The sequence below is a fragment of the Corallococcus macrosporus DSM 14697 genome, assembly GCF_002305895.1.
Taxonomy (GTDB): Bacteria; Myxococcota; Myxococcia; order Myxococcales; family Myxococcaceae; genus Myxococcus; species Myxococcus macrosporus.
In genome coordinates, this window is sequence record NZ_CP022203.1 from 5,328,176 (window position 1) to 5,342,801 (window position 14,626).

Genomic DNA, 14,626 nt, shown 5'->3' on the forward strand with positions numbered 1-14,626 from the left:
GCTGGTGGTCCAGCTTGGCGTCATAGAGCCCGTTGAGCGTGCGCGTCAGGCCAGGGGACCGACCGCGTAGCGCGCCGCGTCCGCGCGCTTCAACTCCAGGCCCAGGCCCGGCCGCGTCAGGTCCGGAGCCAGCGCCCCCTGCCGGACAGGCGCCACGCCGTCGAAGAGCATCCGCTCCAGCCGGACATGGTCGTGAAAGTACTCGAGGTGCACCAATCGCCGCGCCGCGCACGCCACATGGACATGGAGCGCGGGGGCGCAATGGGCCGACAGCGGCACGCCGAACGCGTCACACAGCGCGTCCGCCTGGAGGAACCCGCTGATGCCCAGGCAGCGGGTGGCGTCCGCCTGGAGCACGTCCACCGCGCCCGCCTCCAGCATGCGCCGGAAATAGAGGCCACTGTCTCCATACTCTCCCGCGGCCACGGCCATGCCGGCGGGGACGCGGGCGCGCAGGCGGTGGAGCCCGTCCAGGTCATCGCTGGAGACGGGCTCCTCGAACCAGGAGACGCCATGGGCCGCGAAGCGCTCCGCGAGCAACAGGGCCTGCGCCACCGTGTACGCGCCGTTGCCATCCACGAAGAGCGCCGCGCGCGGCCCGATGGCGCGCCGCGCGGCCTCCACCCGGGCCGGGTCCTCATCGGGGCGGCTGCCCACCTTCATCTTCACCCGGGGAATCCCCTGCTCCACCCAGCCGGCGAGCTGGGCCTGAAGCCGCGCGATGGGATACGAGGTGAAGCCCCCGCTGCCGTAGACAGGGGCCGCGGACCGCGCCGCGCCCAGCAGCCGCACCAGCGGCACCTCCAGCAGGCGCGCCTTGGTGTCCCACAGCGCCACGTCCACCGCGGAGAGCGCCATGGCCACCAGCCCCGGCCGCCCCTTGTTGCGGACCTGTCCCAGCAACGTGCGCATCCGCGCCGGGACGTCCATCACGTCGTGTCCCTGGAGCCCGCGGGCGAGCGAGCGACGGATGAGGTCCGCCGCCGAGGCGTCGGCATACGTGTAGCCGAGCCCGCGCGTGCCGCCCGCCGTCAGCTCCACCACCACGAGCGTCGTGCTGTTCCATTCGGCGGTGCCGTCCGCCTCCGGCGCATCCGTTGGTATCTCATACGCCTGGACGTCGCAGCGCTCGATGGGAACCGCCTCGCTGTGCTTCAGGACCATGGCCTCTCCTCCCATGTCTGTCGCCCGCGCCAGCCAGCGCGCGCACGCGTGGGCAGCTTTCCTCCATGAAGCCTATTGACTGGCACGGCCTCTGGGTTCCGGACCTCCACCCACTGGAGGTCATCATCCGCGTCTCGCTGGTGTTCCTCTTCGTGCAGTTCGTCCTGCGGCTGGTGGGACGCAAGGAGCTGAGCCGCTACGCCAGCTTCGACCTGGCCCTGCTCTTCCTCCTCACGGTCTGCATGCGGATGACCATCGTGGCCAACGACGACAGCCTCACCACGGGCTTCATCGCGCTGGCCACGATGGGCGCGTGGGACAGGCTCTTCTCCTGGCTCGCCTACCGCGACCACCGCGCGGCCCGGCTGCTGGAAGGCCGGTCGCTGGAGCTGATTCGCGCAGGCCGCCTGGTGCACGCCAACCTGCGCAGGTCGCGCATCTCCCAGAAGGAGCTCCTCAGCCAACTGCGCACGCACGGCCGCGACGACCTGGGCGCCGTCCACGCGGCGTTCCTCGAACCGAGCGGCCAGGTGACCTTCCTCTTCCGCGACGTGGAGCGTGCCCCGCTCAGGTGAGCTGCTGGTCCAACTTGTCCAGATCTCGCCGCACCTGTGAGCCCACGGCGGCCAGCGGGTGCCGGGGGAGGCACCGCACCCCCACGAGCGCCAGACCGGCCGCGCCCCCCACCAGCCCCAGTCCCAACAAGGCCGCGCGCCCCGGATGCGCCAGCAGCACCTTGGCCAGGGAGAGCGTCAGGGCGGAGACCCCGCCGAGCGCCAACAGTCCCGCTCCGCCCCAAAACACAGCACCAGAGGAGATATCGCGCGCCTCGGCGTGCAGCGCCCGCCGTGTCCGGTCCGCCTCCCCTCGGAGCAGCTTCCGGCCGACGTCCAACGTCTTGTCCAGCAGCCCACCCGGTGCCTGCTCGCCCTGGTTCCCACCCGCCTGCGCCATGTCCACTCCTTTCGCCCCAGCCTGCGAGGGGCACCCGCGGCCACGCACGAAAGCTATTGGCTCCCGGTGCGAAAATGCACCAGACGGGCAAACGGGCACGCGTGAGCGAGAGGCCTTTCAACGCCGAACGTGTGGCACCCTCGCCCCAGGCAAAGCAATTCTGGCCACTGCGAATAACAGCCCCCGTAGAATCGCTCAATGACCTCCTACAACGTCCACAAGCTCTTCGAAGAGATCGAGCGCGTCGTGAAGTCGGACCTCTCCGTCGCGGCAGCGCTCCTGCACATCATCCAGTTCTGCGAGGCGGCACGCCCTCACCCTGACTGGGCTGCACTGCGAACACTGGAGGTGGAAGGCGATCTCCGGCAGCTCCAGCAATGGCTCGAAACCCTCATCCGGGAAACGCCGCCGCCAGCGGCCATCACCGGCCTGTGGTTCGGTCTCTTCAACCCCGTCGTGCAGGAGCGCGTGACAGCGGACATCCATCTCATCGGGGCGCCCTATGACGCCACCCACCACGATTGGCTGTTCCGGGAGCGGTGGGGCTCGGACACGCCCGACTCGGGCTCCAGCGTCCTCGACGCCATCTACCAGATTGCCTATGGACACGAAGACGGACTCGGGAACGATGCCGAATACCCCTTGGCCCTGACGTACGCCGCGCTCGCGATCCGTCATCTCGCACAGCGCATGGGGCCGACGATCCTCGGAGAGGCCGCTCAGCGAGTCCTCCTCGTCGGCTTTGATTCCGGCGACTTCTTGTGCATCGGCGCGGTCCGGCAGGAGGGACTCGTCTTCTCTCGCAGCACCGAGGTGATGGCCTCGTGAGCGCCGACCTTCAATGAAGGTCGGGAGCCTCCGTCACGCGCTCGAATGACACGCCCAGGTTCCCGACGGCTTCGAGGGCGTTCTTGACGTCCTCCGACACAATGAACGCAGTCTTGAACTTCTTCAGCCGGAAGACCTGGGCGCCATCGGTTCTCAACGGGTCGATTCTAAGTCCGTAGATCCAGTTGTATTCGCCTGGGTAATCAGGGGACGGATCGTCCTCATCATAGTGATGCACCTCCTGGCACCGTGCCTCGTCAATGGCATCAACCACCTTGGTTACATTGACGACGAAGTACCGCTCGGGCGCTCCCTCCACCGTCACTGGAAACAGTTGGACGTCACCCGAAGCCAATGTCCTGAAGACATCGGCAATGGCTTCGTTGACGATGGGGGCAGCCTCAATCACAGATAAGTCAAACGATCGCCTGGTCCCAGGATGTGCGATTCGTGCTGCGAGGGGGCCCAAGTCAGGAAGGACGCGACCATCCGCGAACATCCAAGGCTCGTCAAACGCCTCACCAGAATCCCGTGTCGGCGTCTCAATCAGCCACCGTGGCACATCCCCCAGCTCCACCGAGTAATAATGACGCTCCAACCTATTTCTCCACCTTCACAATGAAGCTCCGAAGCGGATTTCCCGGCGTCATAAGCTCATTCGCTATCTTCGCAAGCTCCTTCATCAGACTGGCCCGGCAGGTCTCCGTCGTTCGGCAGCGCGCAACAGAGCGTTCAAGGCGCCGCATCACTGCTCGGTGATACAGTTCAGGGTGAGGCCCCGCGTGTCCCTTGAGCCGCACCTTGTTGGCAGCGTCTTCGAGCGTCATCCCGGCCTTCGCGAATAGCTTCTGACACTGAGGAGTCCAAGGACCGCCAGTAGTGTCGGAGATGGTGTTCCTGGTCGTGCAGATGTGGTGAGTCGGGCCTTCGTCATCGCCGGGGATCCGACCGTCCCCGTACATCGCCAGGGCCGCGGCGGCGCCAGGCGCCAGCGCGACGTTCAGCACTCCGGCGGCGGGCATCGCGATGGAGGTCACGCCCCCATTCAGCGCCGCTCCAAGCGGGAATCCCGCCTCGGCCTGCGCTCGAAGCGCGGCTTGAGCAAAGCCCGGGAGCTTCGGCCCCTGGGCCGCCATCGCGCTCCTTCCGCCCAGCGCCGCCATGACGACGAGCACCAGGACTCGTGTGCCGTTCGTCCCCAGCACCCGCCCGAACCGTTGCCCGATGGCCTGTAGCTCGCTGACGCTCATCGCCATCCCCGCATCATCCCACAACCGGACGAAGCCGCGTCCTATCTCCCAGACGGGCACCACTCCGAGATAGGCCACCATCGCCGCCGTCAGCGCCACCGCGACGACCTTGGTGACGGGCTCGGGCAGCGCCATGGTGAGCAGCAGCGTCAGCGCTGCAGACGTCACCAGGGCCTTGAGCGCGACCGGATTCAGCACCTTGCCGACCTCGGCCTCGACGCTCTCCCATACGGTGTCCAACGCGAAGGACAGCGCCATCAACGTCCGGTCCTTCCGGGAGAACGTCAGCCCCGTTCCGCCCACCAGCGTCAAGCAGTCCTCCGCCTCGGGGCAGATGCGCGCGTACAAAGTCTCCAGCGAGCTGCCCGAGCCTGAATCGACGATGCCCGCAGCGGACGCCAGCAGCGATTTGGAGCGAGCCCACCCGCGCGCGTCCACCTCTTCAACCTCCTGGAATGCCATGTCCATCCGCATGGCCAGGATGAGGCGCGTGAGGGCGGACTTGAACGCGTCCTCACTCACCTCCACCGGCTCAACCTCCACCGACGCGTGGACGACCCGCCGCCCATTCCCGACATCGATATGGACCACGCGCGTGCTCGCGCAGCCCGCCGACAGCAGCAACGGCAAGATGACTGCAACCCATTTCATGGAACCCTCCGCAGCGTCCTCCCTGGAGCCAGGGGGCACGGCATCCTGACTTTGGGCTCTGACAACTCCAGCGCGCTTGCGCGACAGCAGCCTACCTCACGGATTATAAATATTTCCACATACCAATCAAGTTGCTTGCCCATCAGGCGACGTCGGGAGAAGCATGGATTGGCCGCTACGCCCCTGGTAGGGTGCCCGCTCCATGAGAGCCACCCAATTCGCGAGGTCTATTCTGACCTTCGCCGCGCTGATGACGCTGAGCGCCCAGGCCGACGACCGCAATCGGCGGTCCATCCTCCTTTCCGAGCATCCAGCAAACGGTCCACACTCCGTCTACGTGAAGGGGCAGGTCATCACGACGTTGCGCTTCGAGCAGCCCGTCAACCCAAGCAAGACGAAGGTGATTGGTTGGGAAGGTCGGCTCGAACCACTCACGGTGGTCCACAACAAGGTCATCCTGGAGCCCATCCGGGATCTCCATCGCGATGACGGCCTTCCGCTGGTCGTGACCCTGGCGGATGGCACGGAAGTCCCCTTCCTCGTGAGGCCGCCTTGGCTGAAAAAGGAAAACGACTGGGCGCCGCTCCTCGACCAGCAGATCGACGTGTTCAAGAACCAGGACAGCTACGCGTCAATGCATGCGGCGCTGGCTGATGCGCTCGCGAAGAACAATGCCCTGACCGAGGAAAACGATCGCTACCGCAAAGAGGAGACCTCGGAGGATCACGCCCTGGCCGCCCTGCTCGCGTCAGGAGCGATTGCGCAGACGCCGTTCAATGTCGCGGACCGCTTCAACGGCAATGATGGCGACACCGAAATTTCCGCCCAGGTATACCGAGGAAAAGGCAAGGCGGCTGTCGTCCTCAGGGTGAAGAACCTCAATCCGGAGCACTCCTGGAGTGTTCAGCGGGTTCGGCTTGTGACCATGAATGGAGGGCGTGATCGGCCGGTCGCCGTTCGCGCGACGCTGCGTGAAATCACCCCAGGCGGTTCCGGCGTGCTGGCCATTGTCGCGGACGGTGGCGCTTTCGTGGAAGAGGGCGCGTTGACCAGCCTGTGGCTGGAGGTCTACCGGCATGATGGACTGCGACAGGCTTTCGTCGAGCTAGATCCATCCCTGATTGCGCGCTAAGAGCGGGCGGCATGGGCTCCAATAAGTTCGCGCTCTTGGGATATGTCGTCCTACTCGTCGTGTCCTCGGGGTGCCCTGGTTCCGCGACGAGTGGCGTCGCCGTTCGTCCCGATGGCAGCCCAGGACCGCAGGAGTGCCCAGAAGACGCACGAAAAGCGATGAATTACCTCCGGCTGTTCGTCGGTGAGTCTGCTTGGGTGCAACTCGACGCGAACCAGTCCCGCGCGCGTCCCATCACCCTGTACGAGGGGAACATCGAGAGCGTCCTGGAGGAAGATGTTGGGCTCCTTGAGGCACCAGCAAGGCTCTACGGGCGAGTCTGGACTGGCGGGCCACAAGTCGTCATTCGGTACCACACCGCCCAGCCCTTGAGAGGTGGCGACCCGGTGCCCCTCTGTGCCGTTGCCCGCCTCGGCTTCGGGCAGCTCCGGAAACACCCAGACTCCAAGCCAGGGACCGCCATCCTCGATTCGCCAAGGGCGGGGGTCTACATCGTGGACGAGTTCCGGTGATGCAGCCGGGCGCGGGAGTCACCACCGCGCCCCGACCTGGTCGGAACAACACCCAAGCGCCGACAGCGGCGGAAAAGAAAAAGGGCTGGCTGCCAGAAGCAACCAGCCCTTCTCTCTTCTTGGAGCCGACACCCAGATTTGAACTGGGGACCTACTGATTACGAATCAGTTGCTCTACCGGCTGAGCTATGTCGGCGCGACAGGTGCGCGGGGAGTACCATGGCGGTTCATGTCCGGCAAGCAGAATTGATGTCGGGCGCTGATCATTCACTTTTCCGCCCCCATTCCGCGGGCCGGCATCGTTGGTTTTCCAACCATCCCCACGAGTCACCACTCTGACACGGATGACACACCGCGTCTGTCGCCGGTGACACGTCGCGTTGTCATAAGTGCCCGTTATCTTTCCAGATTCTTGGGACAGGGCGGGCGCTTCGCGCGGTTGACCCCTTGTAGCGCCTATGCACATAAGGGCGCCGCTACCCCCACGTGCCTCGCCCACGAGCGGCGACGCGACAAGGAGCATCTTCCGTCATGGCCAGCGAAGAGAATTTCATGCGCGCCCCGGCCCCTACGCCCAAGCGCACCGTCTACACCGAGGCGATGGAGATCTTCCATCGTGCCGCGGACCTCATCGCGCTGGACAAGCGCGTCCGCCTCGAGCTGGAGGAGCCGGACTACGAGCACATCTTCTACGTCACGGCGAAGCTGAAGGACCGCCTCGTCCCGCTCTCCGAGGAGAAGGCGCGCACCTTCGCCAACCTCCCCGAGACGCAGGTGCGCAACAAGGAGGGGCTGGAGCTGCTGGCCAACGGCAACATCATCCTCAACGGCCGCGCCCTGCTGGGCTCGGACGTGGACATCCGCCAGGGCCACCTGCGCCTGCCGGACGGCAAGGTGTACCAGTTGGTCCCCGGTGAGTCGCAGCGCTTCAAGGCCTACCGCGTGCAGCACAACCAGGCGCGCGGCCCCTACAAGGGCGGCCTGCGCTACCACCGCGAGGTGTCGCTGGACCTCTTCAAGGCCCTGGCCGCGGAGATGACCTGGAAGACGGCCATCGCGGAGGTCCCCTTCGGCGGCGGCAAGGGCGGCATCCAGATTGACCCGCGCGAGTACGGCAAGGAGGAGCTCGAGGCCATCACCCTGCGCTTCATGTACCGCCTCAAGAGCATGATTGGCCCGGACATCGACATCCCGGCGCCGGACGTGGGCACCAACCCCGGCATCATGGCCCTGCTGTACCGCCAGTACTCGGACGGTGAGCGCGAGCGCCACAACCTGCGCGGCATCGTCACCGGCAAGGACGTGCGCATCGGCGGCTCCGAGGGCCGCAACAAGGCCACCGGTCAGGGCGTGGCCTTCTGCATCGAGGACTACTACGCCGACCGCGGCGAGTCCGTGAAGGGCAAGACGTTCATCCTCCAGGGCTTCGGCAACGTGGGCAGCCACGCCGCCAACATCCTGGCGCAGATGGGCGGCCGCCTCCTGGCGGTGAACGACGCCGACGGCACCATCTTCAACGGCGACGGCATCGACGTGGCCGCGCTCTCCGCCTACGTGCAGGACCCGAAGAACCTCAAGCGCAGCGTGCTCGGCTTCCCCGGCGCCCAGCGCATCGACAAGAAGGACCTCTGGGAGGTCCAGGCAGACATCCTCATCCCCGCGGCCCTGGGCGGCGAAATCACCGCCGAGGTCGCCGAGCGCCTCAAGGTCAAGCTGGTGGCCGAGGGCGCCAACGGCCCCACCACCCCGGAGGCCGACCGCATCCTGGAGAAGCGCGGCATCGAGCTCATCCCGGACATCATCGCCAACGCCGGCGGCGTGACGGTGAGCTACTACGAGTGGATCCAGAACAAGCGCATGGAGCGCTGGAGCGAGGCCGAGGTCGACCAGCGGCTCGAGCGCGCCATGAAGCGCAACTACCGCATCATCCGCGACATCTCGCGCAACCAGCCGCGCAAGACGGAGATGCACGACAGCCGCCAGTACTGCATCGGTGAGAACGTGGACACCCGCTGCGCCGCCATGATCCTGGCGCTCAAGCGCATCGAGGCCCACTACCTCCTCGAGGGCTTCTCGCAGTAGCCCCGCCGCCGCGCGGAAACACGAAGGGCACGGTCCTCCTTCTGGAAGGCCGTGCCCTTTCGTATTCGCCGGGCCCGGATGGTGGCTTGGGCGGCCCGGATCGCCGTTCCGGGAAGCGCCAGGCCGCGAAGCCCCTCACGGGCCCCGGGACATGCTCAGTGCATCACCCGCTCGCGGTCCACCAGGAGGAGGGGCGCGTCATCCTGCGTCTCGTAGGCCACGATGCGCAGCCCCACGCCGCGGCTGCTGCCCTCGCGCCCGTCCTTGCGCCCGAAGGCCAGGGCCACCTGGTAGCGGACCTCGCACAGGCACGTCATCTCCGTCCCGTCCTCGCCCGCGAACGTGACTTTCAGCTTCTCCCCCAGGCCCACCTGATCCCGCACCTCCACGAACATGCCCCGGGCGCTGATGTTGCGGCCCACCCCACGCAGCATCCCATCCTGGGTGGTGAGGTACACGGTGAAGACCTTGTCGAAACGGAGGTGGGAACGGCGCTCGTGGGGACGCTCGAACATGGGGGTTGCTCCCGGAACAGGTGGTGACAGGCGCAACCTACACGGTAGACACATGTAGGCAACTTCTTCACCTACATCCACCCCTACACACCCATGTAACAAGTGCCGGATGCCTTCCGAAATGGCACGATTCCAGGCTGAACCCCTGTTCCCCGGAGACCCCGCCCGTGAATCGCATCCTGCTCGCCGCCGCCCTCCTCCTGCCCGTGCTCGCCCTGGCGGACGCGGACCCTCGCTTCGCGAAGCTGCGCGACGAAGCCGAGCCGCTGGGAGGGCTGGGGACCTTCCTGGAGAAGTACATTGGCGCGTGTGACGGCCCCTTCGTGGACGCGCAGTGCAAGGCCAACGCGGAGGCGTTCCGGAAGAAGTACCAGGGCAAGCGGCTGTACATGATCGTCACCGAGGACGACGCCACCATGCTCAGCGCGGGGCCCTACTCGCCGGGCACGGGGATGTACACCATCAACATCACCCCGTTCTTCCCCGGCGGCGGCTCGGCGCTCACCCACGGCGCGCCCAGGAAGACGGACGCCAGCGGCAACCCCATCCTCCCCTACCTCACCGTCACGGGGGAGCTGCCGGAGGGGTGGAACCTGCAGATGTTCACCCGGCTGTTCTCCACGCGCGCGGTGCGGGCGCAGGTCGTCTTCACGCCGCAGAGCGTGTGGAGCCTCCCGAAGAAGGGCGGCGGGAAGAACCACGGCGTGACGGCCCGCATCGAGGCCATCCTCCTCACCGAGGGCCGCAGCGGCCACCCCATGGGCCTGTGGCTCAAGGGCAAGGACGCCAACAAGCGCTAGCCGCGCGTCACCGGGCGATGGCGATGTACTGGAGCGCCTCGCCCCGCTTCACCCGCAGGAGGATGCTGGCCCCGGCGCTGCCCTTCCCCAGCGCCGCGCGCACCCCGGCGGCGTCCTTCACCCGGCGGCGGTTCACCTCCGTCACCACGTCCCCCGCCCGCAGCCCGGCCGAGTCCGCCGGGCCGCGCGGCGTGACGCCCGACACCAGCACCCCGGACCAGGCCGCCTCGCCCAGGGGCGCGGCCACCTCGGGCGTGAGGTCGCGCAGCACCAGCCCCATCTCCTCCTCGCTGGCCGTGCGCTGGATGAGCCCCTCGGTGGCCTCCTGCGCCGGACGCGCCACCAGCCGCACCGTCACCTCCTGCGTGTCGGCGCCGCGCGTGAGGGACAGCCGCGCCTCAGTGCCCGGGGCCAGCAGCGCCACCTTGCGCAAGAGCTGCAGGTACGAGCCGATGGGCCGCCCGTTCACCGCCACCAGCCTGTCTCCCGGGCGGATGCCCGCGGCCGCGGCGGGGCTCCCCTTGTAGACGTCCTTCACCAGCGGCGCCCGGCGCTCACCGCCGCTGCCCCCGCCGTCGTCGTTGATGATGACGCCCAGCCACCCGCGCTCCAGCTTGCCGTTCTCCCGGAGGTTGGGCAGCAGCTCCTTCACCAGGTTGCTGGGCACCGCGAAGCCAATGCCCTGCCCCTGGCTGATGATGGCGGTGTTCACCCCCACGACCTCGCCCTTCATGTTGAAGAGCGGCCCGCCGGAGTTGCCGGGGTTGATGAGCGCGTCCGTCTGGATGAAGTCGTCGAACTGGCCCACGCCCAGCACGCGCTCCTTGGCGGAGATCATCCCGTGCGACACCGAGTGGTCCAGGCCGAAGGGGTTGCCGATGGCCACCACCCAGTCCCCCACCGCCATCCGGTCCGAGTCCCCCAGGTAGAGCGCGGGCAGCGTCCCCAGGTCCGCGCCGCTCAGCCGCAGCAGCGCCACGTCCGTGGAGGCGTCACGGCCCACCACCGAGGCGGCGAACTCGCGGCCGTCCGCCAGCCGCACGGCGATCTGCTGCGCGCTCGCCACCACGTGGTTGTTGGTGACGACGAGCCCGTCCGGCGTCAGAACGAAGCCGGAGCCGGTGGACTTCTTCATCCCCTCCAGGCCGCTGGCCCGGGGCCCCACGGTGGTGATGTTGACGACCCCCGCCTCCACCGCGCGGATGAGCGGCGCCAGCGAGGACGGGGGCACGAAGTCGGGGATGCCGGGGTCGCCCTCGGCGCGCTCACGCCACAGGCCCATCCCCACGCCCTGCCCGTCCGCGCCGGCGGCCTGCGCCGCGAACCAGGCGGCGTGCTCCCGGACCCGCGCGGGGAGCCACGCGTCGAGAGGACCCTCGGCGGCCGCCACGAACGGGACGAGCGCCAACATCAGACCTGCGGAGACGAATCGGGAGAGCACGGGCTGGCAGCTTACACGGCGGGCCATGGTCGGGCGGACTCAACACCTGGGCCCGGCGCCCCCTTCCCGTGGCGGGGGCGCCCTGCTGGGACGGCGGCGCGTCAGGCCTGGGCGGGGGCGATGTACTTCGCCACCTTCACCCGGGCCGGGCGGATGATGCGGTCCTTCAGCCGGTAGCCCGCGCGCAGTTCGGCGACGATGCGCTGGTCCTCGTCCGGAGAGGCGGTGAGCTCCATGTCCGTCGCCTCGGCCAGGTTGGGGTCGAAGGGCTGCCCCACGAGGCTGAGCCGCTCGATGCCGGTGGTCTGCACCTTGCGCAGCAGCCCGTCGCGGATCATCCGGACGCCCTCCGCCAGGGGCGAGGTGTCCTGGGCGCTGACGGACAGGCACCGGTCCAGTTCGTCAATGGCCTCCAGGAGCGTGACGGCCACGTTGCCGCGCTCCACGTCCAGCATGCGCTCGCGCTCACGCGTCACGCGCTGCTTGAACTCCTCGCGGTCCTTCTCGGCGGCCTGCACCGCGCGGACGGCGGTGTCGAACTTCTTGCGGAGCGTCTCCAGCTCCGCCACCAACCGCTCCCGCTCCGGGTCCTGCACGGGCGCCGCGGGCTCCTCTGAGACCTGCGCCCCCGGCGCCTCGGCGGCGGAGACAGGGCCCTCGCCGGTGGCGGAAGGCGGCTGCTGGGGAGCTTCGGGGGCTGCGTCAGTGCGGGTGTTACCGGCCATGTCGAACCTGAGGCGATGGTGGGTGCGCGAGCTCGCGCGAGAGGGAGGCAGTCACTGCTGCCCGGAACCTAACCGCGAGACGGCCCCTGTCAACGCGGGAGCGAGCTAGTGCTCCTGCGGCGCGGCGGGCGACTCGGCCATGAAGCCGTGGTCCACCTGCCCCGTCACCTCGTCGACGATTTCCACCTGCGCGGCCCGCAGGGAGTAGTAGAGCAGCCACCGCTCCGCCGCCGTCAGCGTTCCCGCGGGCAGGGCCTCTTCAATCTCCTGCACCGTGAGCCGCCCCTCCTTGAGCCCCTTCGCGAAGAGGGCCTTGCGGGCCACGTAGCTCTTGCCGATCCTGTTCTCCACGGCGACGCCTCCTTTCTTCTGAAGATAATTTCGCCCACCGGCCACCGCAGGACGTCGCGGTGGCGGTGGGCTTCGGGACGGCTGGAGGGCAGGCACCCGACCAGCCGGCGCCTCAGGAGTCCAGCGCGTCCGAGTGCTGCGTGGGCGGCGTCTGGTCCTCCTTGCCGCCGACGTCCACCGGGTGCGCGGAGATGACCTGACGCGCCTCCGGGTGGAGCAGGCCGCGCTGCGCCAGCACCTTGGGCCCCAGGATCGTCACCATGGTGTCCTCCTCCACCACCTCCACGGCCAGGAGGCGGGCCGCCAGCGCCTGCACCCTGTCCTTGTTCGTGGTCAGCACCTCGCGGGCCCTGTCGAGCGCCTCACTGACGAGCTTGCGCACCTCCTCGTCAATCATGCGCGCCGTCTGTTCGGAGTAACTGCGCGTCTCCGGCATGCCCGCCGAGCGCAGGAAGCCCGGGCCATGCTCCGCGCTCAGGGCCACCGGCCCCAGCGTGCTCATGCCGTAGTCCCGCACCATCATCCGGGCCATCTCCGTGGCCTGGCGGATGTCGTTGGACGCGCCGGTGGAGATCTCCCCGATGAAGATCTCCTCCGCGGCGCGGCCGCCCATCATCCCCGCCATCTTGTCGCGCAGCTCGTCCAGCGACATGAGGTAGCGGTCCTCCAGCGGCAGCGACATGGTGTAGCCCAGGGCCGCCAGGCCGCGCGGGATGATGGAGACCTTCGTCACCCGCTCCGCGTGCGGCAGCATCCACCCCACCACCGCGTGGCCCGCCTCGTGGTGCGCGACAATCTCCTTCTCGCGCTCGTTCATCCGGCGGTTCTTCTTCTCCAGGCCGGCGACGACGCGCTCGATGGCCTCCTCGAAGTCCGCCCGCATCACCGCGTCGCGGTTGCGGCGCGCGGCCAGCAGCGCGGCCTCGTTCACCACGTTGGCCAGGTCCGCGCCCGCGAAGCCCGGGGTGCGCGAGGCAATGGCCTTGAGGTCCACGTCCGGGCCCAGCTTCACGCCCTTGGCGTGGATCTCCAGCACCCGCTCGCGGCCCCGCTTGTCCGGCCGGTCCACCAGCACCTGCCGGTCGAAGCGGCCCGGGCGCAGCAGCGCGCTGTCCAGGATCTCCGGGCGGTTGGTGGCCGCCAGGATGATGAGGCCCGCGCGGCTGTCGAAGCCGTCCATCTCCGCCAGCAACTGGTTGAGCGTCTGCTCGCGCTCGTCATGGCCGCCGGCCACGCCCGAGTTGCGGCTCTTGCCAATGGCATCCAGCTCGTCGATGAAGATGATGCAAGGCGCCTTCGACGTGGCCTGGGCGAACAAGTCCCGCACGCGCGCCGCGCCCACGCCGACGAACATCTCCACGAACTCGGAGCCCGACAGGCTGAAGAAGGGGACGCCCGCCTCACCGGCCACGGCCCGCGCCAGCAGCGTCTTGCCCGTCCCCGGAGGCCCCACCAGCAGCACGCCCTTGGGGATGCGCCCGCCCAGGCGGCGGAACTTCTCGGGCGTCTTGAGGAACTCGACGATTTCCCGCAGCTCGTCGACCGCCTCGTCCACGCCGGCCACGTCCTTGAAGCCCACGCCGGTGTCGGCCTCGGCCTGCACCTTGGCGCGCGTCTTCCCGAAGCTCATGACGCTCTGTGGCCCCTGGCCCATGCCGCCGGCCACCCGCCGCATCATGAAGCTCCAGAAGAGGAAGAAGAGGCCCAGGGGCAACAGCCATATCCACAGCGCCTCGCCCAGTCCGGACTGTGGCACCGCTTCGAACTGGATGCCCTTCTGCTCCAGCAGCGGCACCAGCCCCTCGTCCCCCGCGACGCGGTAGGCCATCCACGGCAGCGCGCTGGGCTCGCCGCGCAGCGTGCGCTCCCCGTCCGCCGGAGGCGGCGGCGGCTGCGCCGTGTCCTTGAGGAAGCCCTTCACCCACTCATTCGAAATCTGGACCCGGCTGAAGTTCCCGGCCTCCACCGCGTCACGGAACTGGCTGTAGCTCACGCGACGCACGCCCGCGTCCTGAAAGACGTTGCGGAACAGCAGGAAGCCCAGGACGAGCAGCAGGATGTAGCCCAACGGCGAACCGAACTTGAACCCCTTCCCCGTTGGCGTTGGCTTGTCTGTCTTCTTTCCGCGTGGGCCCATCCCAGGCGGCAAATCCTGTGGCTTCATCGTCGGCACGCTCGACCCTCCCCCTCCCCCGCACACGCGGACACCGTGACCGCGAGG

15 protein-coding genes and 1 tRNA gene are annotated in these 14,626 nt (G+C 68.1%); 6 read left to right on the top strand and 10 right to left on the bottom strand.

Going from position 1 to position 14,626, the window contains the following annotated elements:
• Positions 1-45 precede the first annotated feature (45 nt).
• Positions 46-1,164, bottom strand: coding sequence for an enolase C-terminal domain-like protein (locus MYMAC_RS21420; RefSeq protein ID WP_204816863.1), 1,119 nt, complete (start codon positions 1,162-1,164; stop codon positions 46-48).
• A 65-nt stretch (positions 1,165-1,229) separates the two neighbouring features.
• Between MYMAC_RS21420 and MYMAC_RS37950 the strand changes: the two genes are divergently transcribed.
• Positions 1,230-1,739: a DUF421 domain-containing protein gene (locus tag MYMAC_RS37950; RefSeq protein WP_239988934.1), complete on the top strand. Its 510-nt coding sequence runs from the start codon at positions 1,230-1,232 to the stop codon at positions 1,737-1,739.
• Here MYMAC_RS37950 and MYMAC_RS21430 read toward each other — a convergent pair.
• Complete coding sequence (locus tag MYMAC_RS21430) at positions 1,732-2,118, bottom strand: phage holin family protein (RefSeq protein ID WP_095959439.1); 387 nt, start codon at positions 2,116-2,118, stop codon at positions 1,732-1,734. The genes MYMAC_RS37950 and MYMAC_RS21430 overlap by 8 nt on opposite strands.
• Before the next feature lie 198 nt (positions 2,119-2,316).
• Between MYMAC_RS21430 and MYMAC_RS21435 the strand changes: the two genes are divergently transcribed.
• Complete coding sequence (locus MYMAC_RS21435; protein ID WP_095959440.1) at positions 2,317-2,946, top strand: hypothetical protein; 630 nt, start codon at positions 2,317-2,319, stop codon at positions 2,944-2,946.
• Positions 2,947-2,956: 10 nt separating this feature from the next.
• On the opposite strand, the gene MYMAC_RS21440 is transcribed toward MYMAC_RS21435, so the two are convergent.
• Positions 2,957-3,544, bottom strand: coding sequence for an imm11 family protein (locus MYMAC_RS21440; RefSeq protein ID WP_193364418.1), 588 nt, complete (start codon positions 3,542-3,544; stop codon positions 2,957-2,959).
• A gap of 1 nt (position 3,545) precedes the next feature.
• Positions 3,546-4,847: an AHH domain-containing protein gene (locus MYMAC_RS21445; protein WP_013940928.1), complete on the bottom strand. Its 1,302-nt coding sequence runs from the start codon at positions 4,845-4,847 to the stop codon at positions 3,546-3,548.
• Positions 4,848-5,049: 202 nt separating this feature from the next.
• On the opposite strand from MYMAC_RS21445, the gene MYMAC_RS21450 reads away from it, so the two are divergent.
• On the top strand, positions 5,050-5,979 hold the full coding sequence (locus MYMAC_RS21450) for a DUF2381 family protein (protein ID WP_043711565.1): 930 nt from the start codon (positions 5,050-5,052) through the stop codon (positions 5,977-5,979).
• A gap of 11 nt (positions 5,980-5,990) precedes the next feature.
• Positions 5,991-6,491 (top strand): hypothetical protein, encoded by a 501-nt coding sequence (locus MYMAC_RS21455; protein WP_043711567.1) that lies wholly within the window; start codon positions 5,991-5,993, stop codon positions 6,489-6,491.
• 120 nt (positions 6,492-6,611) lie between these two features.
• Here the strand turns inward: MYMAC_RS21455 and MYMAC_RS21460 are convergent.
• Positions 6,612-6,687: transfer RNA gene (locus MYMAC_RS21460), tRNA-Thr, on the bottom strand.
• 335 nt (positions 6,688-7,022) lie between these two features.
• On the opposite strand from MYMAC_RS21460, the gene MYMAC_RS21465 reads away from it, so the two are divergent.
• Positions 7,023-8,573: a Glu/Leu/Phe/Val family dehydrogenase gene (locus MYMAC_RS21465; RefSeq protein ID WP_095959441.1), complete on the top strand. Its 1,551-nt coding sequence runs from the start codon at positions 7,023-7,025 to the stop codon at positions 8,571-8,573.
• Between the two features lie 155 nt (positions 8,574-8,728).
• Here MYMAC_RS21465 and MYMAC_RS21470 read toward each other — a convergent pair whose 3' ends face one another.
• Positions 8,729-9,088 (bottom strand): PilZ domain-containing protein, encoded by a 360-nt coding sequence (locus tag MYMAC_RS21470; protein ID WP_013940932.1) that lies wholly within the window; start codon positions 9,086-9,088, stop codon positions 8,729-8,731.
• A 167-nt stretch (positions 9,089-9,255) separates the two neighbouring features.
• Here MYMAC_RS21470 and MYMAC_RS21475 point away from each other — a divergent pair, with 167 nt between their 5' ends.
• Complete coding sequence (locus MYMAC_RS21475) at positions 9,256-9,888, top strand: DUF6066 family protein (RefSeq protein ID WP_013940933.1); 633 nt, start codon at positions 9,256-9,258, stop codon at positions 9,886-9,888.
• A 7-nt stretch (positions 9,889-9,895) separates the two neighbouring features.
• Here MYMAC_RS21475 and MYMAC_RS21480 read toward each other — a convergent pair whose 3' ends face one another.
• The 4 genes from MYMAC_RS21480 to ftsH form a co-directional block, all read right to left on the bottom strand.
• Complete coding sequence (locus MYMAC_RS21480; RefSeq protein WP_204816866.1) at positions 9,896-11,356, bottom strand: trypsin-like peptidase domain-containing protein; 1,461 nt, start codon at positions 11,354-11,356, stop codon at positions 9,896-9,898.
• Between the two features lie 74 nt (positions 11,357-11,430).
• Positions 11,431-12,054 (bottom strand): nucleotide exchange factor GrpE, encoded by a 624-nt coding sequence (locus MYMAC_RS21485; RefSeq protein ID WP_043711570.1) that lies wholly within the window; start codon positions 12,052-12,054, stop codon positions 11,431-11,433.
• Positions 12,055-12,159: 105 nt separating this feature from the next.
• On the bottom strand, positions 12,160-12,405 hold the full coding sequence (locus MYMAC_RS21490; RefSeq protein WP_095959442.1) for an RNA polymerase sigma factor region1.1 domain-containing protein: 246 nt from the start codon (positions 12,403-12,405) through the stop codon (positions 12,160-12,162).
• Between the two features lie 112 nt (positions 12,406-12,517).
• Entirely contained in the window at positions 12,518-14,542 is a 2,025-nt protein-coding gene (gene ftsH / locus MYMAC_RS21495; protein WP_095959443.1) for an ATP-dependent zinc metalloprotease FtsH, read from the bottom strand.
• Positions 14,543-14,626: the final 84 nt, after the last annotated feature.